Origin of the sequence: Mumia spirodelae, assembly GCF_050632745.1 — a bacterium.
Classification (GTDB): domain Bacteria; phylum Actinomycetota; class Actinomycetes; order Propionibacteriales; family Nocardioidaceae; genus Mumia.
The window spans coordinates 831,926-854,969 of the sequence record NZ_JBODSD010000001.1; the positions used below are offsets into that span (position 1 = coordinate 831,926).

General features: G+C 71.3%; 18 protein-coding genes and 1 tRNA gene. 8 read left to right on the forward strand and 11 right to left on the reverse strand.

All coding sequences use genetic code 11. The annotated features are described in order from the left end of the window. Nucleotides 1-62: 62 nt before the first annotated feature. From ACQSSQ_RS04105 to ACQSSQ_RS04120, 4 genes are all read left to right on the forward strand, one after another. Nucleotides 63-446 (forward strand): winged helix-turn-helix transcriptional regulator, encoded by a 384-nt coding sequence (locus tag ACQSSQ_RS04105; RefSeq protein ID WP_431325760.1) that lies wholly within the window; start codon nt 63-65, stop codon nt 444-446. Beyond that, on the forward strand, nt 443-1,261 hold the full coding sequence (locus ACQSSQ_RS04110) for a uracil-DNA glycosylase (RefSeq protein WP_431326772.1): 819 nt from the start codon (nt 443-445) through the stop codon (nt 1,259-1,261). Before ACQSSQ_RS04105 ends, ACQSSQ_RS04110 begins: the two co-directional genes overlap by 4 nt. Further along, nucleotides 1,254-2,051: a hypothetical protein gene (locus ACQSSQ_RS04115; protein WP_431325761.1), complete on the forward strand. Its 798-nt coding sequence runs from the start codon at nt 1,254-1,256 to the stop codon at nt 2,049-2,051. The genes ACQSSQ_RS04110 and ACQSSQ_RS04115 overlap by 8 nt, the downstream gene beginning before the upstream one ends. Before the next feature lie 47 nt (nt 2,052-2,098). Further along, nucleotides 2,099-2,172, forward strand: a tRNA-Leu gene (locus ACQSSQ_RS04120). A gap of 86 nt (nt 2,173-2,258) precedes the next feature. On the opposite strand, the gene ACQSSQ_RS04125 is transcribed toward ACQSSQ_RS04120, so the two are convergent. After that, a complete protein-coding gene (locus ACQSSQ_RS04125; protein ID WP_431325762.1) occupies nt 2,259-3,605 on the reverse strand; it encodes an FAD-binding oxidoreductase in 1,347 nt (448 codons plus the stop codon). A 96-nt stretch (nt 3,606-3,701) separates the two neighbouring features. Between ACQSSQ_RS04125 and sigJ the strand changes: the two genes are divergently transcribed. Beyond that, the gene (gene sigJ / locus ACQSSQ_RS04130; RefSeq protein WP_431325763.1) at nt 3,702-4,619 is read left to right on the forward strand and encodes an RNA polymerase sigma factor SigJ; all 918 of its coding nucleotides are present in this window, start codon (nt 3,702-3,704) and stop codon (nt 4,617-4,619) included. A gap of 3 nt (nt 4,620-4,622) precedes the next feature. Here the strand turns inward: sigJ and ACQSSQ_RS04135 are convergent, their stop codons facing one another. The 8 genes from ACQSSQ_RS04135 to ACQSSQ_RS04170 form a co-directional block, all read right to left on the reverse strand. Continuing rightward, on the reverse strand, nt 4,623-5,426 hold the full coding sequence (locus ACQSSQ_RS04135) for a serine hydrolase (RefSeq protein ID WP_431325764.1): 804 nt from the start codon (nt 5,424-5,426) through the stop codon (nt 4,623-4,625). A 1-nt stretch (nt 5,427) separates the two neighbouring features. Beyond that, nucleotides 5,428-6,180: a type 1 glutamine amidotransferase gene (locus tag ACQSSQ_RS04140; protein WP_431325765.1), complete on the reverse strand. Its 753-nt coding sequence runs from the start codon at nt 6,178-6,180 to the stop codon at nt 5,428-5,430. Next, nucleotides 6,164-7,219: an ABC transporter ATP-binding protein gene (locus ACQSSQ_RS04145; protein ID WP_431325766.1), complete on the reverse strand. Its 1,056-nt coding sequence runs from the start codon at nt 7,217-7,219 to the stop codon at nt 6,164-6,166. The genes ACQSSQ_RS04140 and ACQSSQ_RS04145 overlap by 17 nt, the downstream gene beginning before the upstream one ends. Next, nucleotides 7,206-8,222: an ABC transporter ATP-binding protein gene (locus ACQSSQ_RS04150; RefSeq protein WP_431325767.1), complete on the reverse strand. Its 1,017-nt coding sequence runs from the start codon at nt 8,220-8,222 to the stop codon at nt 7,206-7,208. Before ACQSSQ_RS04150 ends, ACQSSQ_RS04145 begins: the two co-directional genes overlap by 14 nt. Nucleotides 8,223-8,230: 8 nt before the next feature. Beyond that, nucleotides 8,231-9,166 carry an ABC transporter permease gene (locus ACQSSQ_RS04155; protein ID WP_431325768.1) on the reverse strand — a complete coding sequence of 312 codons (936 nt, stop codon included), beginning with the start codon at nt 9,164-9,166 and terminating at the stop codon, nt 8,231-8,233. Then, entirely contained in the window at nt 9,159-10,163 is a 1,005-nt protein-coding gene (locus tag ACQSSQ_RS04160; RefSeq protein WP_431325769.1) for an ABC transporter permease, read from the reverse strand. Before ACQSSQ_RS04160 ends, ACQSSQ_RS04155 begins: the two co-directional genes overlap by 8 nt. A 90-nt stretch (nt 10,164-10,253) precedes the next feature. Further along, complete coding sequence (locus ACQSSQ_RS04165; protein ID WP_431325770.1) at nt 10,254-11,888, reverse strand: peptide ABC transporter substrate-binding protein; 1,635 nt, start codon at nt 11,886-11,888, stop codon at nt 10,254-10,256. Nucleotides 11,889-12,112: 224 nt separating this feature from the next. Further along, nucleotides 12,113-13,738: a peptide ABC transporter substrate-binding protein gene (locus ACQSSQ_RS04170; RefSeq protein ID WP_431325771.1), complete on the reverse strand. Its 1,626-nt coding sequence runs from the start codon at nt 13,736-13,738 to the stop codon at nt 12,113-12,115. A 186-nt stretch (nt 13,739-13,924) separates the two neighbouring features. Here ACQSSQ_RS04170 and ACQSSQ_RS04175 point away from each other — a divergent pair, with 186 nt between their 5' ends. After that, entirely contained in the window at nt 13,925-14,803 is an 879-nt protein-coding gene (locus ACQSSQ_RS04175) for a Bax inhibitor-1/YccA family protein (RefSeq protein WP_431325772.1), read from the forward strand. 66 nt (nt 14,804-14,869) lie between these two features. On the opposite strand, the gene ACQSSQ_RS04180 is transcribed toward ACQSSQ_RS04175, so the two are convergent. Both ACQSSQ_RS04180 and ACQSSQ_RS04185 read right to left on the reverse strand, forming a co-directional pair. After that, nucleotides 14,870-15,439 carry a hypothetical protein gene (locus tag ACQSSQ_RS04180; RefSeq protein ID WP_431325773.1) on the reverse strand — a complete coding sequence of 190 codons (570 nt, stop codon included), beginning with the start codon at nt 15,437-15,439 and terminating at the stop codon, nt 14,870-14,872. 50 nt (nt 15,440-15,489) lie between these two features. Continuing rightward, complete coding sequence (locus tag ACQSSQ_RS04185) at nt 15,490-16,449, reverse strand: SGNH/GDSL hydrolase family protein (RefSeq protein ID WP_431325774.1); 960 nt, start codon at nt 16,447-16,449, stop codon at nt 15,490-15,492. Nucleotides 16,450-16,511: 62 nt separating this feature from the next. On the opposite strand from ACQSSQ_RS04185, the gene ACQSSQ_RS04190 reads away from it, so the two are divergent. Together ACQSSQ_RS04190 and ACQSSQ_RS04195 are read left to right on the forward strand one after the other, a co-directional pair. Further along, nucleotides 16,512-17,885: a cystathionine beta-synthase gene (locus ACQSSQ_RS04190; RefSeq protein ID WP_431325775.1), complete on the forward strand. Its 1,374-nt coding sequence runs from the start codon at nt 16,512-16,514 to the stop codon at nt 17,883-17,885. Between the two features lie 91 nt (nt 17,886-17,976). After that, on the forward strand, nt 17,977-23,043 hold the full coding sequence (locus ACQSSQ_RS04195; RefSeq protein WP_431325776.1) for a prealbumin-like fold domain-containing protein: 5,067 nt from the start codon (nt 17,977-17,979) through the stop codon (nt 23,041-23,043). The last annotated feature ends 1 nt before the right edge of the window (nt 23,044 follow it).

The following is a 23,044-nucleotide window of genomic DNA, read 5'->3' on the forward strand; positions in this document are numbered from 1 at the left end:
AACGTAGGGCGCGGCATGGTTTCCGTTCGGGTACCAGCGGTCGGCCGGACTAGGCTGGAGGCGTGCTTGCGCCGCTCGATCCCGACATGTTCGACCCCGCGTGCCCGTCCGCGCTGACACCCGTCCGCGTCGGCACCAAGTGGGGCGCGATGATCGTCCGGTGCCTCGCCGACGGCCCGCGGCGGTTCGGCGAGCTGAGGGTGCCGCTGCACGGGATCACGCCCAAGGTCCTCACGTCGTCGCTGCGCCGGCTCGAACGCGACGGCTACGTGTCGCGGACCGAGCTGGCGGGGCCGGTCCGGCAGGTGGAGTACGCCCTCACCCCGCTCGGGCGCAGCCTCCTCGACCCCCTCGACGCGGCGTGCGCCTGGGCGTCCGCGCACTGGGACGAGATCCTCGACGCCGCCGACGCCGCGCTGGCGCGGGAGCAGGCGGTGGCGCACTGACGGCCGTGGAGTTCACCTCGCCCGTGACGCCGGGGACCGGGTGGCCGGACGATCCGGCGACGCCCGCGACTCCGGTGGCCGACGACGCGGCAGAGGTCCACCGGCTGGCCGCAGGCGCCGGTACGCTGCGCGAGCTCGAGGCCCGTGTCTCGGTCTGCCGCGCGTGCCCGCGTCTCGTGGAGTGGCGTGAGGACGTCGCGGTCGCGAAGCGGCGGTCGTTCGCCGACGAGCCGTACTGGGGCCGTCCGATCCCGGGCTGGGGCAACCCCGAGCCGAGGCTCCTGATCGTCGGACTGGCCCCCGCGGCCCACGGCGGCAACCGCACCGGGCGCATCTTCACCGGCGACCGCTCCGGCGACTGGCTGTTCGCGTCCCTGCACCGCACGGGGCTCGCCGCGCAGGCCACCAGCGTCCGCGCCGGCGACGGGCAGCGGCTGATCGGCGGGCGGATGGTCGCCGCTGTGCGGTGCGCGCCGCCTGCGAACAAACCCACCACGGATGAACGCGACACCTGCGCACCCTGGTTGGAGGAGGAGTTCCGTCAGGTGCTGCCGTCCGTTCGCGCGATCGTCGCTCTCGGCTCCTACGGTTGGGAGGCGACGCTGCGGACGATGGGGGCGCTGGGTGCCGTGGTCCCACGGCCGCGGCCGAAGTTCGGCCACGCGGTCGAGGCCACACTCCCGAAACCTTCGGGGGATACGGTCCACCTCCTGGGCTGTTTCCACCCCAGCCAGCAGAACACGTTCACAGGACGGTTGACCGAGCCCATGCTCGACGCCGTCATGGCCCGCGCGAAGGAGGTCAGCGATGACTGAGGAGATCACCCGGACGCACGCCACGGGAGTGGCGGGCCGGCTGGTCGACCTGCTCGTCCAGGTGTACGGGGAGGCGCCTCCGCTCACGATCACCGCCTGGGACGGCTCGCGTGTCGAGCCGGAGTCCGGCGAGGTCGGCGTCGAGGCGCACATCGAGTCCCGCCGGACGGTGCGTCGCCTGATGTGGTCTCCGGGTCAGGAAGGCATCGCGAAGGCGTTCATCGCCGGCGAGCTCACCGTCGAGGGCGACCTCGAGACCGCAGTCCGGCTGATGCGCGACTACGTCGAGCACGCCTCCGCCAAGCGGACCCTGGAGCCGGCGGACCGCCGCGAGGTCCTGCGGCTCACGGTCCAGCTCGGTGCGGTCGGTCCCGCCCCGCGGGGGCCGTCGGAACCGGTCGACGCCGTCACCGGCTACCTCGACGTCCCCGGGGAGATCCGTGCGGAGCTGCCGCCCGAGCTCGCGGACGCGATCCTCGGCGACTCCGCCGAGGCGGGTGACGCTCGCGCGGAGGTCGTCTACACGGCACCCGAGCCGCTGAGCGCCTCCCTCGCGCGGTGGGAGAGCGAGGACCTCGTGGTCGACGCCGTACGCGACGTGGTGGCCGAGGAGCGCGACCACCTGAGGGCGGTAGGCGAGCGGCTCGTCGAGCACTGGGACGCGGTCGTCGAGGCGGTCGGTGCGCAGCACGCGCGGATGTGGAAGGTCTCGCTCGTCCTGGTGCGCGACAACCTCGAGCGCCGGACGATCCGGGCGTACGAGATCACCGGGACGCCCTCCGCCGGGTGAGCGTGCGCGGCGGGCGCCACCACCCCGTACGCCACAATGGTCCGCACGCTCCTGTAGCCCAACCGGCAGAGGCAGACGGCTTAAACCCGTCTCAGTGCGGGTTCGAATCCCGCCGGGAGCACCGCTGACCACGATTGCCCTCCTGTGTGGTCGATCGGTGCCACAGACGAGCACCGATCGACCACGCAGATCGGGTGATCGCGCCGGTCAGCGCGCGAGCACGCCGTCCGGGTCGTGCGTGCGGCGGACCGCGTCGAGCCGCGCCAGCACCGCGGCGGGCCAGGTGCGTGCGACCTGCTCGGCGTCGTACGGGTCCGGCATCCAGTTGGGAGTGAGGTGCGGCGAGAGCCAGGGGGTGAGCGTCTGCTCGGCCTGGGCGAGCGCGCGCGGGAGGACCTCGTCGAAGAGCGCGGGGTCGGGCACGCCGAGGATGGTCGTCGTGTACTCGAAGTCCCGGAAGCCCACGGCGTCGGTCGCCGGTGACTCCGCCTTCATCGCGCCCCCGACGTGCCGCAGCTCCAGCCCCATGATCGGCAGCGTCGAACCCGGCCCGACGAGACCGAGCACGGCGTCGGCGAAGTCACGGTCGACGTGCGCGACCGTCGCCCCCCGGACGAATCCGGGCCCCGGCTCGGTCGGGTCGTTGGTGATCCGGGCGATGTCGGCGAGCGGCAGCGGGCCCAGGTCGTCGAGGTAGACCGTGCCGAGCTCGCGCAGCGGCTTGGTGAGCCGCTCGGCGTCGTCGACCGGCCCCGGGTAGGCGACGTGGAGCGCGAACAGGTGCTTGCCGCGCATCGGCGGTGGCATCACGTCGAGGTCCGGGAAGCGGATGATGAGGCCGCTCGTCGTCACGTCGGCCGGCGCGGTGGTCGTCCAGTCGACCCAGCGGACGAACGGGTCGGTGCTCTCCTCGAGGTCGAAGAAGAGCGTGCCGGCGTACAGCGACGGCACCTCCGACAGCGCGACCGTGACCTCGGTGACGACCCCCAGGCCGGTCTTGCCGCCGCGCAGCGCCCAGAGGAGCTCGGCGTCGCCCTCGGCCGAGGCCTCGACCACCTCACCCGCGCCGGTCACGACCCGCGCGGCGACGAGGTGGTCGGAGCCGAACCCGTGGCTGCGCGCGAGGGGCCCGATCCCGCCGCCGACGAGGAAGCCGACCACGCCGACGTTGGTCGACGAGCCGGTGACGGGGGCGAGGCCGTGCTCGGCCGCCGCCGCCACGACGTCGGCCCACCGTGTGCCGCCGCCGACGGTCGCCGTGCGTGCGTCCGGGTCGACCGCGACCGAGGACAGGCCGCCGAGCGCCAGGACGATGCCGGACGCGTACGCCCCGTGGGCGCCGTGGCCGGTCGCGTGCAGGTGGAGGGGCACTCCCTCGGCCCGGGCGAAGCGGACCGTCTCCACGACGTCGGCCTCGTCCGCCGCGTGGACCACGGCGTCCGGGTCGTGCTGGATCGTGAGGTTGAACGCGGTCGCCCCTGCCGTGTGGTCGTCCTGGTCCCGTGTGGCCAGCGTCCCGGTCAGACGGTCGCGGAGTGCGGTGTAGTCGGTCATCGATGCTCCTTCGTCTTCTTCTCGTCTCTCTCCTCTACGACGAGGCAGGGGCCAGGAATGTGAGGTTTGTCAGTGCCGCCGGTCAGGATCGGGACCATGGACCTCGTGCTCGAGCGGGACGAGACGCCGGCGGGCGCAGCGCGCCAGCGCCGTTCCCTGATGGACGTCGGATACCGGATGCTCGGATCGGTCACGGAGGCCGAGGACGTGGTCCAGGAGGCGTACGCGCGCTGGTTCGCGCTGTCGGAGAAGCAGCGCGACGAGGTCGAGCGGCCGACCGCCTGGCTGGTCCGCGTCGCGAGCCGCATCTGCCTGGACGTCCTCGGGTCCGCCCGGGCGCGGCGCGAGCACTACGTCGGGGAGTGGATCCCCGAGCCGCTCCCCGAGGAGGGGCGCTGGTCGAGCGCGGGAGACCGGGCGAGCGCCGCCGACCCCGCCGACCGCGTGACGGTCGACGAGTCGGTCGGCATGGCGATGCTCGTGGTGCTCGACACGATGACGCCTGCCGAGCGGGTGGCGTTCGTGCTGCACGACGTCTTCGCATTCAGCTTCGCCGAGGTCGGGGACGTGCTCGACCGCAGTCCCGCGGCCTGCCGGCAGCTCGCGACGTCCGCGCGGCGGAGGGTCCGCAGCAGCGAGGTCGGGTCCGAGGACCAGCCGGGCGACGCCGCGGTCGTGGCGGCGTTCCGGTCGGCGTGGGAGACGGGGGACCTGAGCGCACTCCTCACCGTGCTGGACCCGGAGTCACGGGTCGTCGTCGACGGCGGCGGCAAGGTGGCGGCCGCGCTGCACCCGGTCGCCGGGGCGGAGGACGTCGCGGCTTTTTTTCTCGGCGTGCGCGACCGGGCGCCCGGGCTCACGTTCGAGACGCGCACGGTCAACGGCCGGCCCGGCCTGGTGGTGCGCGACGACCGTGCGATCGTCACGGTGCTCGCGTTCCAGGTTGCCCGCCGCCGGATCGTGCGGGTGTGGGCGGTGCGCAACCCGGACAAGCTCGGTGCGTGGACCGCGTGATGCTCAGCGAGCGATGCCGGTGAGCTCGATCGCCATCCTGCCGAGCGCCTCGATCGTCTCCTCGGCGTCCTCCTGCGGGTAGCCGCGCGTGCACACCGCCATCACCAGGGCATCGGGCCCCGGCACCCCGAGATAGGCCACGTCGTGGCGGACCGCGTCGACCGATCCCGACTTGCTGCCCCACACGAGTCCGGCGGGGGCGTCGGCGGCGATCCGGGGGTCCTCCTGCCGGGCCAGCATGTCGGTCATGAGGCGGGTGCCCTCAGGCCCCGCGAGGCGGCCGGACACGAGCGCGCCCATCAGCGTCGCGAGGTCGGCCGCGGTGACGACGTTGCTCTTCCCGTACGCCTCGGCGGCGGCCTGGTCGCCGAACTGCCGGGCCATCCGGGTGTCGTGGGCGCCGGCGTCGGCCAGCACGGCGGCGATCGTGTCGAGGCCGACCCGCTCGACGACCATGTTGGTGGCCTCGTTGGACGACACGACGATCATCCGCTCGAGCACGTCGCGCAGCGGCATCGGCTCGCCCGCGGGAGCCATGCCGTGGTCGACGTCGTCCGGGACCAGGCGATAGTCCGGTGCGTCCGGCACCTGGCTCGTGAAGGTGTCCCGGCTGATCAGCGGGTCGTCGAGCGACAGCGCTCCGGCCTCGACGAGGCGCACGGCAGCGACCAGCGGCGCCAGCTTGATGGTGCTCGCGGCGTAGAACGTCTCGGTGGGCAGGCGCTCGGCCAGCACGTCCCCGGAGGCCGTCGCAAGGCGGTAGGCCACCACAGGTGTGCCGTCGCTGTACGTCCCACGAAGTGACATCTCAGGCCTCCGTCCGGATCGCGGCCGAGCGTACGACCTGCGCGAACGCCTCGACGAGCGTCCGCGACTGGGTCTCGTTGGCGGCGGCGTCGGCCTCCGCCGCCGCGATCAGGGCACTGCGGTCGTACCCGTCGGCGGCGAGCGCGGCCTCGTCCCACTGGGCGAGCCGCTCCGGTCCGACCTCGGGGTGGAACTGCACGCCCCACGCGCAGACGCCGACCCGGAACGCCTGCACGCGGCAGGCGTCGCTGGTCGCGAGCAGGTCGGCGCCTGCCGGGAGAGCAGTGATGCTGTCGCGGTGGTTCTGGATCATCCGCAGCGGCCCGTGCGCGACCAGACCGCCGAACACGGGATCGTCGTCGGCCGCGGGCAGCAGCTCCACGGGGCACGAGCCCCGCTCGGTCTCACCGGAGCTCGCCGTGACCTCGCCGCCGGCGCACAGCGCGAGGACCTGCGCACCGAGGCAGATCCCGAGCAGCGGCACCTCCCGCTGCAGCGCCTGCACCGTCAGCTTGCGCTCGTGCGGGAGCCAGGGGGCGTGGTCGTCGGCGTCGGGCATGAAGCCGCCCCCGAGGGTCACGACGCCGTCGTACCCGTCGAGCGAGGACGGCAGGTCCTCGCCGGACACGACGGTGCAGGCGATCCCGGCGGCGTCGAGCCAGGAGACGAGGCGTCCGGCGCCGCTCGTCGGCGAGTTCTGCGCGACCAGCACGGTCGGGCGGACCTCGCCGGTCTGGTCAGCGACGGGCGGCATCGGCGGCGAAGTGGCAGGCGGCGTGATGATCGGGGGACTCCTGAGGGACGAGCTTGGGACTGTCGGTGCGGCAGACGGCCGGGATCGGCCGCCCGTCGGGGCGCTCGGCGTCCGCGCTGCCCTCGAGCAGCGGGGCCAGCCAGCACCGGGTGTGGAAGTGGCACCCCGGCGGCGGGTCGAGGGGCGACGGGATGTCGCCCTCCAGGACGATCTCCCGGCCGTCGTCGCGCAGCGTCGGGTCGGGCACGGGGACCGCGGACATCAGGGCACGCGTGTACGGGTGGCCGGGGCGGTCGTACACCTCGGTGTCCGCGCCGTTCTCGACGACCCGGCCGAGATACATGACCGCGACCTCGTCGGCGATGTGCCGGACGACCGAGAGGTCGTGGGCGATGAAGAGGTACGAGAGGCCGAGGTCGTCCTGGAGCTCCTCGAGCAGGTTGATGACCTGGCCCTGGATGGAGACGTCGAGCGCCGAGACCGGCTCGTCGCACAGCAGGATCCTGGGCCGTACGGCGAGGGCCCGCGCGATGCCGATCCGCTGACGCTGCCCGCCGGAGAACTGGTGCGGATAGCGGTTCACGTGGTCGGGGTTGAGCCCCACCCGGTCGAGCAGCTCGCGGACCGCCTTGTCCTTGCCGCCGGCGGGGACGGCGTCGGCGTGGATCGCGAAGGACTCGCCGACGATCTCGCCGACCGACATCCGTGGGTTGAGCGACGTGTACGGGTCCTGGAACACCATCTGGATGTTGCGGCGCAGCGCGCGGCGGTCCGCCCGCCCGAGGTCGGAGACGTCGCGGCCCTCGACGAAGATCTGCCCGCGGGTCGGCTTCTCGACGCCGACCAGGAGCTTGGCGAGCGTCGACTTGCCGGACCCGGACTCGCCGACGAGGCCGAGCGTCTTGCCCTTGCGCAAGGACAGGGAGACCCCGTCGACGGCCTTGACCTCGCCGATCTGCCGCTTGAGGACGATGCCACGGCGTACGGGGTAGTACTTCGCGAGGTCGCGCACCTCGAGCACGACGTCAGCGTCGGTCATCGTTCATCACCTCCTCGGCGAAGTGGCAGGCGGACGTGCGGTCGTACGGCAGCGAGACGGTCGGGGGCGGCGGGTCGACACGGCAGACGTCCTCCGCACGCTCGCACCGCGGGTGGAAGGCGCACCCCGCCGGCACCTGGGTCGGGTCCGGCGGTCGCCCGGGGATGACGGCCAGGCCGCCGCCCTTCTGGTCCAGGCGCGGGATCGAGCGCAGGAGAGCGCGGGTGTACGGGTGGGCGGGCGCGGCGTAGACGTCGAAGACCGACGCCTGCTCGACAGCCCGACCCGCGTACATCACGGTGACGTCGTCGGCGACGTTCGCGACGACGCCCATGTCGTGGGTGATGAGGACGAGGCCCATCTCGCGCTCGGCCTGGATCTCGGTCAGCAGCCGCATGATCTGCGCCTGGACGGTCACGTCGAGCGCGGTGGTGGGCTCGTCGGCGATCAGGACCTCGGGGTCCATGGCGAGCGCCATCGCGATCATCACGCGCTGACGCATGCCGCCGGAGAACTGGTGGGGGTACTCCTTCACCCGCTGCTTCGCGTGCGGCACCTTGACCAGGTCGAGCAGCTCGACCGCCCGCTTCGTGGCGTCGCCGCGCGAGATCCCGCGCCGGGCACGCAGGGCCTCGGTCAGCTGCCAGCCGACGGTGTGGACCGGGTTGAGCGACGCGAGCGCGTCCTGGAACACCATCGCGACGTGCTCGCCGCAGAACGCACGGTGCTTCTTGGGCCCGAGCGTCAGGAGGTCCTGGCCCTTGAAGCGGATCGCCCCGCGCACGATCCGCGCCGGCGGCATCTGCAGGAGGCCCATGACCGCCAGCGAGCTGACGCTCTTGCCGCTGCCGGACTCGCCGACGATCGCCAGCGTCCGTCCCGGGGTGACGGAGTAGGAGAGCCCGTCGACCGCGCGGACGAGGCCGTCCGGGGTCGCGAACTCGACGGCGAGGTCCTCGACCTCGAGGAGCGGGGTCGTCGTCGCAGACGTCTGGTCGGTCACGTCAGCCCTCACTTCAGCTTCGGGTCGAGCGCGTCACGGAGGTTGTCGCCGATCACCACGAACGCCAGCACGGTCGCCATCAGGCAGCCGAGCGGGAACAGCAGCAGGTAGTGCGAGCCCGAGGTGAACCACTGCGAGCCCTCCTCGATCATGATCCCCCAGCTCACCGCGGGCGGGCGCACGCCGATGCCGAGGAACGCCAGCACCGCCTCGGTGCCGATGACCGCCGCGATCGCCGTCGGGACGAGCGCCGTCACCGTCCCGATCGCGTTGGGCAGGATGTGGCGGAACATGATCCGGAAGTCGGACGCACCCAGCACTCGGGCGGCGGTGACGTAGTCGAGGTTCTTGGCCTCCAGCACGCTCGCTCGGACGTAGCGCGTGTAGCCCATCCACCCGAACATCGTGAGCACGATCGCCGGCTGGGCGATCGCGGCGACCTGCCCGGTGCCGATCTCGACGTTGCGGAAGAGTGACAGGAGCAGGAGCGCGGCGAGCAGCAGAGGGATGACGAGGAACACCTCGACGGTCCGGGAGATGACGACGTCCACCCAGCCGAGGTAGTAGCCCGACACCGTCCCCAGCGTGATGCCGATGAGGACGGAGAGCCCGACCACGATGAACGCCAGCAGCAGCGAGGGTCGCGTGCCGTACACGAGCTGGGCCAGGACGTCGCAGCCGTACGCGTTGGTGCCGAACGGGTGCTCCCCGCCGAACCACTGCGGGGGGATCCGGGAGTCGGCGATGTCGCAGCGCTGCGGGTCCTTCTGCGTGAACAGGAACGGGAAGAGCGCCACGAGCAGGAAGAAGACCGCGACGACGGTCGCGATGATCACGTCCGGGCGGCGGCGCAGGCTGCGGAACGCCTCCGACCACAAGGAGCGCGCGGGGGCGTTGCCGTCGGTCTCCTCCGCGATCAGGGCGGAGACGCTGGGGTCACTCATAGCGGATCCTCGGGTCGAGTGCGGCGTAGACGATGTCGACGACGATCATCACCACCACCGTGACGGCGGCGAGCAGGGTGACGATGCCGATCACGACGGAGACGTCGCTGTCCTGCACGGCCTTCCAGAGCACGCCGCCCATCCCGTAGATGTTCATCATGCCCTCGGTGATCACCGCTCCCGCCAGGGCTTCGGTGAACACGATGCCGACGGCCGTGGCCACCGGGATCGAGGAGTTGCGGATGACGTGGTGGATCGAGACGTGGCGTTCGCTGAGCCCCTTGGAGCGGGCGGCGCGGACGTGCTCGGCGTTGTAGTTCTCCAGCTGGGCGGCCCGGACCAGGCGGATGAACGCCGCCGACCCGGCCAGGCCGAGCAGGATGCCGGGGATGATGAGCGTCGCCCACGGGTGCGCGGGAGAGAACGACGGCTTGAACAGCAGCGCCGGCAGGCTGTCGGACCCGAAGGTCTCCTTGGCCCACTTGCTCAGCGGCACCGTGAACACGTACTTGTACACGAGCAGCATCACGAAGACCGGCAGCGCGTCGATCAGGATCGACAGCCCTCGGATGCCGTGGTCGCTGGGCTTGCCGCGACGTCGCGCCGCGATCGAGCCGAGCGTCATCCCGACGAGCATCCAGGTCACCGTGACGACGGCGAAGAGCTTGAGCGTGTTCGGTGCCGCGGTCCCGACGATGTCGGTCACCGGGCGTCCCCGCAGGCTCTCGCCGAAGTCGCCCTGCGCGTACGCGCCCAACCGGTCTACGAACGGGCCGAGGCACGGGTTGCCGACCTGGTCGTAGCACGGGTCGTCGAGACCGTAGCGCTTCTCCACCGCGGCCAGCTGGGACGGGCTCGGCGGGTGGTCGCCGAAGAACGCCAGCGCAGGGTTGCCGTTCAGCTGGATCGCGAGCGTGGTGAGCAGGTGGAGCAGGAAGATCACCAGGAAGAGGGTGAGGAAGCCCTGCAGCACGCGCCGTGTGATGTAACGACCCACGCCGTGCTCATCTCCTCGTCATGTTCGGCCGCAGTGCGGCACGTGACGGGGCGGCCGGCGCCGCGACGGACGCCGGCCACCCCTGGACTGTCAACCGTTGACCTTCAGCAACCGCAGCTTGACCTCGCCGCTGAACGGGTCGAGGACCACGTCGTCGAGCCGCTCGCTGTAGAACATCACGTTCTTGCTGAACGCGACCGGGGCCGACGCCATGTCGGAGGCGAGGACCTTCTCGGCCTCCTGGTACTTCGCCACCGCCGTGTCGAGGTCGGGCGAGGCGTCGCCCTCCTTGATCAGGTTCTCGAAGTCGGCGTTGTAGTAGCCGAAGTTGGTGTTGCCGTTCTTCGGGTCGCCGCTGGCGTAGACCGGCGCCAGGTAGTTCTCGTTGAGCGGGTAGTCCGGGAACCAGTTGGCCCGCATGATGCCGGTGAAGTCACGGGCCGAGCGACGGTCGAAGTAGTCCGGCGTCGGGTCCAGCTCGTAGGGGATGCCGAGGTTGAGCTGGATCGAGTCGCCGACGGCCTTGAAGATGGCCTCGCTCTCCTCGTCCTCGCCGAGGTGGATCACGAGCTTCTTGCCCTTCGGCCAGCCGCCGGCCTTGGCCAGCGCGGCCTTGGCCGCCTCGGGGTCGAACGTGCAGAACTCGCAGGTCCCGGCCACGCCGCCCGGCACACCGTCGGGCACGACCCAGCTGTCCGCGGCGACGAAGCGCCCGGGGACGACCTTCTCGATGATCGTGTCGCGGTCGATCGCCATCGAGATCGCCTTGCGGAACTCGATGTCGTCGAACGGCTTGCCGAGGTACATCGGGAAGCCGATGTAGGTGAGCGCGGCGCCCGGGCCCTCCACCATGCGCGAGGAGAGGTCAGGGTCGTTGACGGCCTGCTCCCACTCCGCCGGCGGCGGGAAGGTGGCGTCGACGTCGCCGGCCTCGAAGTCGGCCCAGTCGGAGTCGCCGGAGTACTCGGTCCACTCGATCCGGCCGTAGTCCGGGGTCTCGTCGCCGGTGTAGTCCTCCCACTTGTTGGCGGTCAGCGACTGGCCCTGGTCCCACTCCTCGATCTCGAAGGGGCCGTTGCCGATCGGCTTGATCGCGCAGGCGTCGACGTCGTCGAGGCACTCCTGGGCGATCGGGAAGAAGCCGGTGTAGCCGAGCATCGTCGAGAAGCCGGCGAAGGGGCCGTTGAGCGTCACCTCGAGCGTCGTGGGGTCGACGACCTTCACGCCGGACAGCTCCTTGGCGGTCGGCTCGGTGGTGACGGTGACGTTGCCCTCGTCGTCCTCCTCGTACTCGCCCTGCATCTCGTCGTAGCCGGCGATCCGCTCGAAGAAGTAGTTGTTGGCCATCGCGTTGGGGCCGTACGCGGCGTAGTTCCACGCGCGGGCGAACGACTCCGCGTCGACCGGCTCGCCGTTCTGGAACTCGAAGCCGTCCTTGAGCTTGATCGTCCACACCGTGTTGTCGGTGGTGGAGATGTCCTCGGCGACGTAGTTGTAGGGCTTCGTCGTCTTGGGGTCGTAGCGGACGAGTCCGTCGTAGACGACGTCGAGGACGCTGATGTTGTCGCTGACGTTGGAGTCCATCGGCAGCAGCGTGTCGACGTCCTGGCTCAGCGTCAGCCGTACGGTCGCGTCGCCGTCACCTTCGTCGTCGTCGCCGCCTCCGCAGCCGGTCACCACCAAGGCCAGGGCGGTGAGCCCCGCGGCCAATCGCGCAATCTTCACAGTCTGCCTCCAAGAGTGGGCGCCCCCTCGGCTCGGAGGCTTCGTCGATCCTGCCCCACCGGATGGCCGCGACGATACATCCGTAACGAATCTGTAACCACGTTGTCCGACGAAGTTACGCACCGGATACCGGCATGGCGCTGCGTACGATCGCCGCGATCACGGGCATCGCGGGCCAGGAAACCGTACGTAAGACCGCCGCGTAGATCGCTATGCGGCGGCGGTCAGTCCACCGTCAGCAGGCGGAGCTCGACCTCACCGCTGAACGGGTCGAGGACCACGTCGTCGAGCCGGTCGCTGTAGAACATCACGTTCTTGGTGAACGCGATCGGCACGGAGGCCATGTCGGAGGCGAGGACCTTCTCGGCCTCCTGGTACCTGGCGAGAGCGGTGTCGAGGTCCGGTGCCGCGTCGCCTTCGGTGATCAAGTCCTCGAAGGCGGCGTCGTAGTAGCCGAAGTCGAGGTTCCCGTTCTTCGGGTCGCCGCTGGCGTACACCGGTGCGAGGTAGTTCTCGTTGAGCGGGTAGTCGGGGATCCACGCTGCCCGCATGATGCCGGTGAACGCGCGGTTCTCGCGCCGGTCGAAGTAGTCCGGGGCCGGGTCGAGCTCGTACGGGATACCGAGGTTCAGCTGGATCGAGTCGCCGATCGCCTTGAAGATGGCCTCGCTCTCCTCGTCCTCGATGAGATGGATCTGCAAGGTCTCGTCCTTCGGCCAGCCTCCCGCCCTGGCCAGTGCGGCCTTCGCCGCCTCGGGGTCGAACGTGCAGAACTCGCAGGTCCCGGCCACGCCGCCGGGGACGCCACCGGGGACGACCCAGCTGTCGGCCGCGACGAAGCGCCCCGGCACGATCTTCTCGATGATCGTCTCGCGGTCGATCGCCATCGAGATCGCCTTGCGGAACTCGACGTCGTCGAACGGCTTGCCGAGGTACATCGGGAAGCCGATGTAGACCAGCATCGATCCCGAGCCCTCCACCATGCGCGAGGAGAGGTCGGGGTCGTTGACGGCGTGCTCCCACTGCGCCGGCGGCGGGAAGGTCGCGTCGATGTCGCCGGCCTCGAAGTCGGCCCAGTCGGAGTCGCCGGAGTACTCGGTCCACTCGATCGCGTCGTAGTCGGGCGTCTCCGCACCCTGGTAGTCGTCCCACTTCTCGGCCGTGAGCGACTGGCCCTGGTCCCACTCCTCGATCTTGAAGGGGCCGTTGCCGATCGGCTTGATCGCGCAGGCGTCGACGTCGTCGAGGCACTCCTGGGCGACCGGGAAGAAGCCCGTGTAGCCGAGCATCGTCGCGAAGCCCGAGAACGGGGCGTCGAGCGTCACCTCGAGCGTCCGGTCGTCGACGACCCTGAGTCCGGAGAGCTCCGTGGCCGTCGGCTCGGTGGTGACGGTGACATTGCCCTCGGCGTCCTCCTCGTACTCGCCCTGCATCTCGTCGTAGCCGGCGAAGCGCTCGAAGAAGTAGTTGTTGGCCATCGCGTGGGGGCCGTACGCGGCGTAGTTCCACGCGCGGGCGAACGACGCGGCGTCGACCGGCTCGTCGTTCTGGAACTGCAGGTCGGGCTTGATCCTGATGGTCCACACGGTGTTGTCGGTGGTGGAGATGTCCTCGGCGACGTAGTTGTACGGCTTCGTCGTCTCCGGGTCGTAGCGGACGAGGCCGTCGTACACGACGTCGAGCACCTCGGCGTTGTCACGGACGTTCGCGTCCATCGGCAGCAGGGTGGCGACCTCCGGCGTCAGCGTCAGGCCGAGCCGGACCGTGGCGGTCTCGCTGTCGCCCTCACCGCATCCGGCCAGTGCCAGGGCCGCCACGCTCAGCCCCGCTGCCAGTCGAGCGACCGTCATGGTCAGCCTCCCCGCGCGCGCCTCGCTCCGTCGGGGGCTCGTTCCGATCTTCCCGCCAGAGCCCCTGCAGCGGAAGGCTCTTAGCACCCTGGGTCGGCGGAGGCGAGCCGGGACTCGCCATCACCGTCTCCGGTAGGGTTGAGCAGGACGGACTCATGTCCGAGCCCGCCCGCGTACGGAGGATTGATGAAGAGCAGCAACCCCGTCTTTGCCCGCAGCGACGAGTTCAACGGTCGCGCCGCCCAGCCCGGCTCAGCACAGGCCGGATCTGCGTCGACCGGATATGGCGACCCGAGCACGTGGCAGGTCGGTCAGCCCGGCGGCTACGACGGTGGCGCCGGCGGCCAGGCGCCGTACGGCACGGCCGTCGCCGACCGGATGACGATCGACTCGGTCGTCCAGAAGACCGCCCTGACGATCGGCCTCACCGCGGTCAGCGCCGCGGTCGTCTGGTTCCTCATCGGCGACATCACCGTCGACGACAGCGCACTCATGAGGGCCGGCGCCCTGGCGACCGGTGGCGCGATCATCGGCTTCGTCCTGGCCATGGTGAACTCCTTCAAGAAGGTCATCAGCCCGGCCCTGGTGCTCGCCTACGCGATCGTCGAGGGTGTCTTCGTCGGCGCGTTCTCCAAGATCGTCGCGTCCTGGGTCGGCGACTCGAGCATCGTCGCGCAGGCCGTCCTCGGCACGATCGCGGCGTTCGCCGGCACCCTGTTCGTCTACAAGTTCTTCAACATCAAGGTCACCGACAAGTTCCGTCGCGGCGTCACCGCCGTGCTGTTCGGGTTCGTCGCCGTGCTCCTGCTCAACTTCGTGCTGAGCTTCTTCGGAGCCGACTTCGGGCTGCGCGACATGAGCGGCCTCGGGCTGATCGTCAGCGTCATCGCGGTCGTGCTCGGCGTGCTGTGCCTCGTCCTCGACTTCGACTTCGTCGAGAACGGCATCCGCGCCGGGCTCCCGGACCGCGAGTCGTGGCGTGCGGCGTTCGGCTTGACGGTCACGCTGATCTGGCTCTACCTGGAGATCCTGCGCATCCTCGCGATCCTGCGCGGAGACAACTGACGCACCGGCTCCACCGCAGCGCCCCGCCCCTCTCCTGAGGAGCGGGGCGCTGTCGCGTCCGCGGGGTCACTCCCCGAGGTACGCGCGACCGCGCGGGGAGATCCGGTAGCCGACGTCGAGGCTCTCGGTCAGGCCGAGCTCCTTCAACCGGCGCACCCGCCGCTTGAACAGGAACCGCTCCGTGTCCAGCGACGCCGCGAGCTCGGTCGACACGACGCCCGGACGGTCGCGGATCACCTCGAGCGAGGCCCGGGTCCACGGCTGCTCGGCGGCGGCGTCCATGCGGGCCAGCCGGCGGTCGAGGTCCTCGCGCTGCTGCGCGCTCAGGGCCGCCTCCTCCCGCAGCGCGACGCGCGGGTCTGCACCTGCGTACCGGACCGCCACACGCCACACCTCGCCGTCGTCGCGACGTGCCAGCTTCTTGCGCAGCGCGGCGGCGTCGCGCTGGCCGGCCGACCGGGCGTCGGCGTCGGTGATCGCGTCGGCGTCGACCTGCTCGACGTCGCCGAACTCGATCACGCCCACGGCGGTCCGCTGCTGCGAGCCCGGGCGGACACGGGGGACCGGCCAGCGCCGGTACGCCCGGTCGACCCGTCCCGCGACGATCCCGTCGAGCGTCGCCCGGTCGAAGATCATGGCGACACCGTACGACGCCCCGCGGGCGGTGACGAGGGCGTCGCGGGTCCTCAGCGGCGTACGACGCGGAGCGCGGCCCAGCGTCCGCGGGGACCGCGTTCGGCGCCGCCCACCTCGGTCCGGGAGACCTCCGTGCCCGCAGTGTCCACCGCCTCCGCGGCGGCGAACGACACGGGGAGCGCGACACCCTCGGGGAACGCAGCCGACTCCTCGTCCTCGTCCCACACGCCGGCCGCGACGGCGACCGACGGCAGCATCGCGGCGACCATGCTCGCGTAGCCGGTCGCCGACGGGTGGAAGCGGTCCTCGCCGAACAGCTCGGTCGGTGCGGTCCAGAAGTCGCGCTGCAGCAGGTCGCTGAGCGACACCGCCCGCCCTCCCGCCTCGACGACCGTGATCATCTGCGCGGCTGCGAGGCGGCGGCTGATCCGGCGTGCCAACAGGCGCAGCGGCTGGGCCAGCGGGCGTACGGTCCCGAGGTCGGGGCAGGTCCCGACGACGACCTCGCACCCGTGCTCCCGCAGCGTCTCGACCGCCTCCCCGAGCGCGGCCACGGCCCCGGAGACGTTCTTGCCGTGGGTGACGTCGTTGGCGCCGATGACGATCGCGGCGACCTGCGGCATGGCGGGGAGCGCGAGCTCGATCTGCCCGGCGAGGTCGGCCGACACGGCACCGACGACCGCGCGGCTGGTGACCTCGACCGGTCGTCCGGCGATCTGCGAGAGGCCCGCCCCGACCAGCGCCGGAGGCGTGTCCTCGGCGCGGGTCATGCCGTAGCCGACGGCTGCCGAGTCGCCGAGCATCACGAACCGCAGCGACTCACCGGGCAGCTCGGCGCCGTACACGCCGTCGGGCGACGGAGGGCGTTCGTCGGTGACCCCGATCTGTCGACGGGCTCGCCCGGCCTGCAGCTTCAGGAGGCCGACGGCGCCTCCGCCGAGCACTCCGAGCCCGCCGCCACCGAAGAGTGCCGCCGTGGCGAGCCTGCGCGCCGCTCGTGCCCGGGCCATCGTCTCCTACCACCGTGCCTTCGCTGTGCTCTCCCGTGCGGTCAGTCCTTAGACTGCAAGGTGTGGACTACGCTAACGCGCTGCTGGACCTGGTCGGAGACACACCGCTGGTCAAGCTCAGGAGAGTGACCGACGACGCACCCGGGCTCGTGCTCGCCAAGGTCGAGTACTTCAACCCGGGCGGAAGTGTGAAGGACCGCATCGCCACCCGGATGGTCGAGGCCGCCGAGGAGTCCGGCGAGCTCAAGCCGGGCGGCACGATCGTCGAGCCGACCAGCGGCAACACCGGCGTCGGGCTCGCGATGGTCGCGCAGGAGAAGGGCTACCGCTGCGTCTTCGTGTGCCCGGACAAGGTGAGCGAGGACAAGCGCAACGTCCTCAAGGCGTACGGCGCCGAGGTGGTCGTCTGCCCGACCGCGGTGCCGCCGGAGCACCCCGGCTCCTACTACTCGGTCTCCGACCGCCTGGTCCGCGAGATCGAGGGGGCGTGGAAGCCCAACCAGTACGCGAACGCCAACAACCCGCGCGCCCACTACGAGACCACGGGGCCCGAGATCTGGACCCAGACCGAGGGGCGCATCACGCACTTCGTCGCCGGCATCGGCACCGGCGGCACCATCTCCGGCACCGGGCGCTACCTCAAGGAGGTCAGCGACGGACGCGTCGAGATCGTCGGCGCGGACCCGCACGGCTCGGTGTACTCCGGCGGGACCGGGCGCCCGTACCTCGTCGAGGGCGTCGGTGAGGACTTCTGGCCCGACACGTACGACCGCGACGTCGCGGACCGCATCATCGAGGTCAGCGACGCCGACTCCTTCGCGATGACGCGCCGCCTCGCGCGCGAGGAGGCGATGCTCGTCGGCGGGTCCGCCGGGATGGCGGCCGCGGCGGCCGTGCGGCTGGCGCGGGAGCTCGACGACCCCGAAGCCGTGATCGTGGTCCTGCTCCCCGACGGTGGTCGGGGCTACCTCACGAAGGTGTTCGACGACGAGTGGCTGTCCCGCTACGGCTTCCTCACCCCGCCGCGCGGCGAGCTGACGGTGGGCGACCTGCTCCGTGGCAAGGAGGGGCGCCTCCCGGACCTGGTGCACACCCACCCGCACGAGTCGGTCGCCGAGGCGGTCAAGATCCTGCGGGAGTACGGCGTCTCCCAGATGCCCGTCCTTCGGGCCGAGCCGCCGGTCCGGGCGGCCGAGGTCGCCGGTGCGGTGAGCGAGCGCGACCTCCTCGACAAGCTCTTCCACGGGGCCGCCGCGCTGTCGGACATGGTTGAGGAGCACATGGCGTCGCCGCTGCCGAGCGTGGGGGCGGGCGAGCCCGTCGAGGAGGCGGTCGCCGAGCTCGAGAACGCCGACGCGGTGCTGGTGCACGAGGACGGGGATCCGGTCGGCGTGCTGACCCGGCAGGACCTCCTGGGCTACGTCGCGACGCTCTGACCTGCGGGTTCTCCACCCCCTCGCGTCCGATTTGCGGCATGATGCGGAAAGTGTCGTCATGACACGGCTGTGACGTGGATGGGGGAGATCCATGGAGGCTCCGGGACGCCCGAAGGTCTGGTTGCCGCTGCTGGCGGCGCTGGTCCTGGTGCTGGGGCTCGCCGGCGCGGCAACGCCGTCCGCCGCCGCGCCGACGCTGGCCCCGCAGGTGGTCCCGCCCGCGACCGGCAACAACGCCGTCATCACGGTCAAGGTCGGCGGCGACAGGGCGGGTACGACGGCCGTGACGAACCTGGCCGGTGTGACGCTCCAGCTGTACGACGGCGGCCCGGGCGGCGCGACGACCCCGGTCGCCGACGCGTGGGCGACGTGCGTCTCCGACGACGACGGTGACTGCAGCTTCGTCGTGCCGAACGCCCAGACGAACGCCATCGGGACCTGCACCGGCGCCAACGCCGGGGCGAACTGCGACCGCCGGTTCTGGGTGGTGCAGACCGGCGCGCCGGCCGGATACACGATCAACGCGTCGTTCCGGACCGGCAACGGTGACGGCACCGGGTCGGAGACGACCGACTACGAGTTCCGGACGGGAACCACCCTCCGCGCGGGCAACACCTACAGCTCGACGAGCGCCTTCATGGTCGGCACCGGCAACACGAACCGCGTCGCTTCCGGCGGGGTGTGGCAGCAGTCGCGGACGAATCCCGCGCCGCTGCAGCAGTGCGGCCTCAACGTCGCCCTCATCCTCGATCTGTCCGGGTCCGTGACGGCACCCCAGCTCGTCCAGCTGAAGGGGGCTGCCGACACCTTCACGAACAGCCTCGTCGGCACACCGTCGCAGATGGCGCTGTTCTCGTTCTCGACCGGCTCGCCGGCGCTCGGCGCGACCCAGAACTTCCCCGGTCTGACGTCGGTCGCGACACAGGCGGGCGCCGACGCCTTCAAGGCGCGGTACCAGGCATGGACGGCGGGCGGCGGCACGAACTGGGACCGCGGGCTCGCGGTGCCGGCGCAGGCGAACCCGACGTACGACATCGCCGTGGTGATCACCGACGGCAACCCGACCTACTACTCGCAGCCTGCTGAGGGGCCGGGGAACTTCACCCGCATCCGCGAGATGGAGAACGGCGTCTTCTCGGCCAACGCGATGAAGGCGCGCGGGACGCGGGTCCTGGCGGTCGGCGTCGGCGCGGGCGTCAGCGACACCGCGACGGGGCAGAACCTTCGCGCCATCTCGGGTCCGGTCCAGTACAACGGCACCAACGCCGCGACGGCCGACTACTACCAGGTCGCCAACTACGCCGTGGTCGGTGCCGCCCTCCGGCAGCTGGCGCTGGGCGAGTGCGCCGGCTCGCTCTCGGTGGTCAAGCAGATCGTCGGACCCGACGGCAACATCGCCGACGCGACACCGGGCGGAGCCGGGTGGACGTTCGACGCGTCCACGACCACCCCGAACGTGACCCTCCCGACGCCCAGCGCGACGACCGACGCGTCGAGTGCGGTGAACTTCCCGATCACCTTCGGCGGCGGCACGACCAGCGGGGCCATCCAGATCACGGAGGAGGAGCAGGACGGCAGCGACCTCTTCCCTGTGAACGGGGCGAACGGCGTCTGTACGAACCTGGAGACCGGCGCAGCGATCTCGGTGACGAACGCCGGCGCGACGGGCTTCGTCGTCAACGTCCCGAGCACGGCTGCGGTGAGCTGCATCGTCTACAACCAGGCGGTCGCGCCGGCCACCGTCACGGTCGAGAAGGAGTGGGCGATCAACGGGGCACCGCCGGTGCCGAACGGCAGCCAGCCCAGCGGGATGCGGGCCCAGCTCACCTTGACCGGTCCCGGTGACGCCGGGGCCTCGAACCAGGACTGGGGCGTGACCCGGCCGGGCTACTCGGAGGGCGACACGGTCACGGTCGACGAGGAGGTCTTCCTCGAGCCGCCCGGTGTCGACCCCGACCTCTGCACGGTGGGTGACCCGCAGATCGTCGAGATCAACGGAGAGAGCGGGGCCCCGATCCCGTTCACCGACGGGTTCGACCACGAGCTGACCGCGGGCGCCAACACGCTCACCGTCCGCAACACCGTGGACTGCGAGTCGCGGCTCACGCTGGCCAAGGAGGTCGACGGCACGGCCGATCCAACGCTGTGGGACCTCGCGGCCCTCCCGGCTCCGGGCACGCCCGCGGGCCAGCTCCCGGGGCCGGCGGGTGAGGCGGGGAGCGCCGAGGTCACCGACCAGGTCGTCAGCCCTCTGATCCCGTACCAGCTCGCGGAGTCCGGCGGGCTTCCCGAGTACCTGCAGGACGACTTCCGTACCAACCAGCAGACGTACCCGTTGTCGACCGGCTCGTGGACCTGCATCCGGGTCGACGCCGAGGGCAACCAGATCCCGGGCTACAACGACGGCCTGAACGGCGGCGTGACGGTGCCGGTCGCCGCGCGCGTCCAGTGCACCGCGACCAACCGGACCGGTCGTCTCGTCCTCGTCAAGGACGTCGTGAACGACGACGGAGGGACAGCGGTCCCCTCCGACTTCACGCTGTCGGCGACCCCGACGGACGAACCGCCGGTCGACGGCCTTCAGTCGCACTCCGATCCGGGGTCGGCCACCGGCACGACGTACGAGGTGCGCCCGGACCACCCGTACCTGCTCGCCGAGTCCGCGGTCCCGGGCTACGCGCTCGTCGGCGTCAACTGTCTCGTCCTGGGCGAACCGCGTGACCTCCGCGTCGTGACCGTCGAGGCGGGGCAGACCGTCGAGTGCACGTTCACGAACGACGACCAGCCCGCGGAGCTGACGTTGCGCAAGGTCGTCGACGCCGGGACGACCGGGGCGACGGACACGTCGGCGGACTGGACGCTGACGGCGACGCCGGACGGGATCGCGGGTCAGGACCCGGTCAGCGGGAACGGCGCCGACGGGGTCACGGACCAGGAGCTGTTCGCGGGGACCTACGACCTGACGGAGGACGGGCCCGACGGGTACGACGCTGGTGACTGGGTCTGCGAGGGCGAGGGCGGCACGCTCGACGCCGCGGCGCTCACCCTCGCCAGCGGCGCGGACGTGACGTGCACGATCACGAACACCGCGCAGCAGCCGACGCTGACGCTGGTGAAGGACGTCGTGAACGACAACGGCGGCACGGCCAAGGTGGGGGAGTGGACGCTCACGGCGACCGGCCCGACCGCCGGTGTCACCGGCGCGACCGGGACGACGCCGGTGACGGACCGCCCGGTCGAGATCGGGTCGTACGCGCTGTCGGAGAGCGGTCCGGCGGGCTACGAGGGGTCGGCCTGGGTGTGCACCGCCGACGGAGCTTCCCTGCCGGTGGTCGGCGGCTCGGTGAGCGTCGCGCTCGGGCAGGACGTCGTCTGCACGATCACCAACGACGACCAGCCGGCGACGCTGACGCTGGTCAAGGAGCTCGTGAACGACAACGGCGGCACCGCCGAGGCGACCGACTGGACGTTGTCGGCGGAGGGGCCGACCCCGATCTCGGGCGCCAGCGGGGACACTGCCGTGACGAACGCGACGGTCGACGCGGGAGCGTACGACCTCTCCGAGTCAGGCGGGCCCGACGGCTACCAGGCGTCCGAGTGGGACTGCGGCGACGCAGTTCTGCAGGGCGTCACGGTGACCGTGCCGAACGGAGGCGCCGTCACGTGCACCGTCACTAACGACGACGAGCCGGGGACGTTGACGCTGGTGAAGCAGGTCGTGAACGACGACGGCGGCACGGCGGAGGCCATCGAGTGGACTCTGTCGGCGGCCGGCCCGACACCGATCACCGGAGTGACCGGCGATGACGCCGTGACCGGAGCGACGGTGAATGCCGGAGCGTACGACCTGTCAGAGTCCGACGGCCCCGCCGGATACGCCGCGGGTGCCTGGACCTGCATCGGTGGTGCCCTCGAGGGCGGCTCGGTGACCGTCCCGAACGGGGGCACCGTGACCTGCACGATCGTGAACGACGATCTGCCGGCGACGCTCACCCTCGTCAAGGAGGTCGTGAACGACAACGGCGGCACCGCCGAGGCGACGGAGTGGACCCTGTCCGCCGACGGACCCGACGCCCTGGCCGGTGTGACCGGATCGGTAGGCGTGACCGGAGTGACGGTCGAGGCCGGCGAGTACGCCCTCGCGGAGGACGGCGGGCCGCCCGGCTACACGGCCTCCGACTGGGACTGCGGCGGCGCGGTGGTCGCGGCCTCGATCGTGACGGTTCCGAACGGCGCCGACGTCACGTGCACGATCACGAACACCTTCGACGCGCCGACGCTGACCCTGGTCAAGGAGGTCGTGAACGACGACGGCGGGGCGGCGCAGGCAACCGCCTGGACGCTGACGGCGACCGGGCCGAACACGCTCACGGGCGTGACCGGGAGCGATGCGGTCACCGGGGTCGCGGTCAGCCCGGGCGCCTACGCGCTCGACGAGACAGGGCCGTCGGGCTACACCGCCTCGGACTGGGCGTGCGCGAACCGCGGCAGCCCGATCGGGCTCGAGGGCGCGACCGTGACGCTCGCTCCGGGGGACGACGTCACCTGCACGATCACCAACGACGACGACGCGGTGCCGCCCGCGAGCACGTGGACGGTGGTGAAGACCAGCGACCCGGGCTCGGGTTCGGAGGTCGATCCCGGCGACGTGGTGACCTACACCGTCCGAGCCGGTGTCGTCTCGGGCACGAGCGTCGACGCCGTCGTCGTCGTGGACGACCTGGCGCGTGTCCTCAACCACGCGACCCTGGTCGCGGGAAGTGTCGAGGCGAGCGTCGGGACGGCGACCGTCACGGGCAGCAGGCTGCGCTGGGAGGTCGGCACGCTCACCGGCACACAGACGCTGACGTACCGGGTGAAGGTCGACGACGACGCGTTCGGCGTCTCCCTCGTCAACGTCGTGACCGGCGACGGGGCCGAGCCGTGCCCGCCGGAGGGACCGGAGCTCGCGGACGCCCGGGCGGCTGCGCCCGGTGACGAGGACTGCCGGACGACCACCCACGCGACGCCGACCGAACCACCGTCGACGGGTGGCCCGGACCTTCCGGGCACGGGTGGGCCGGCCGGCTGGATCAGTGGCGTGGCCCTCCTGCTGCTCGTCGCGGGCGCGTACCTGCTGGCCCGGCGTCGGCGCGAGAGCCCGGACGTCGACGGGTGAG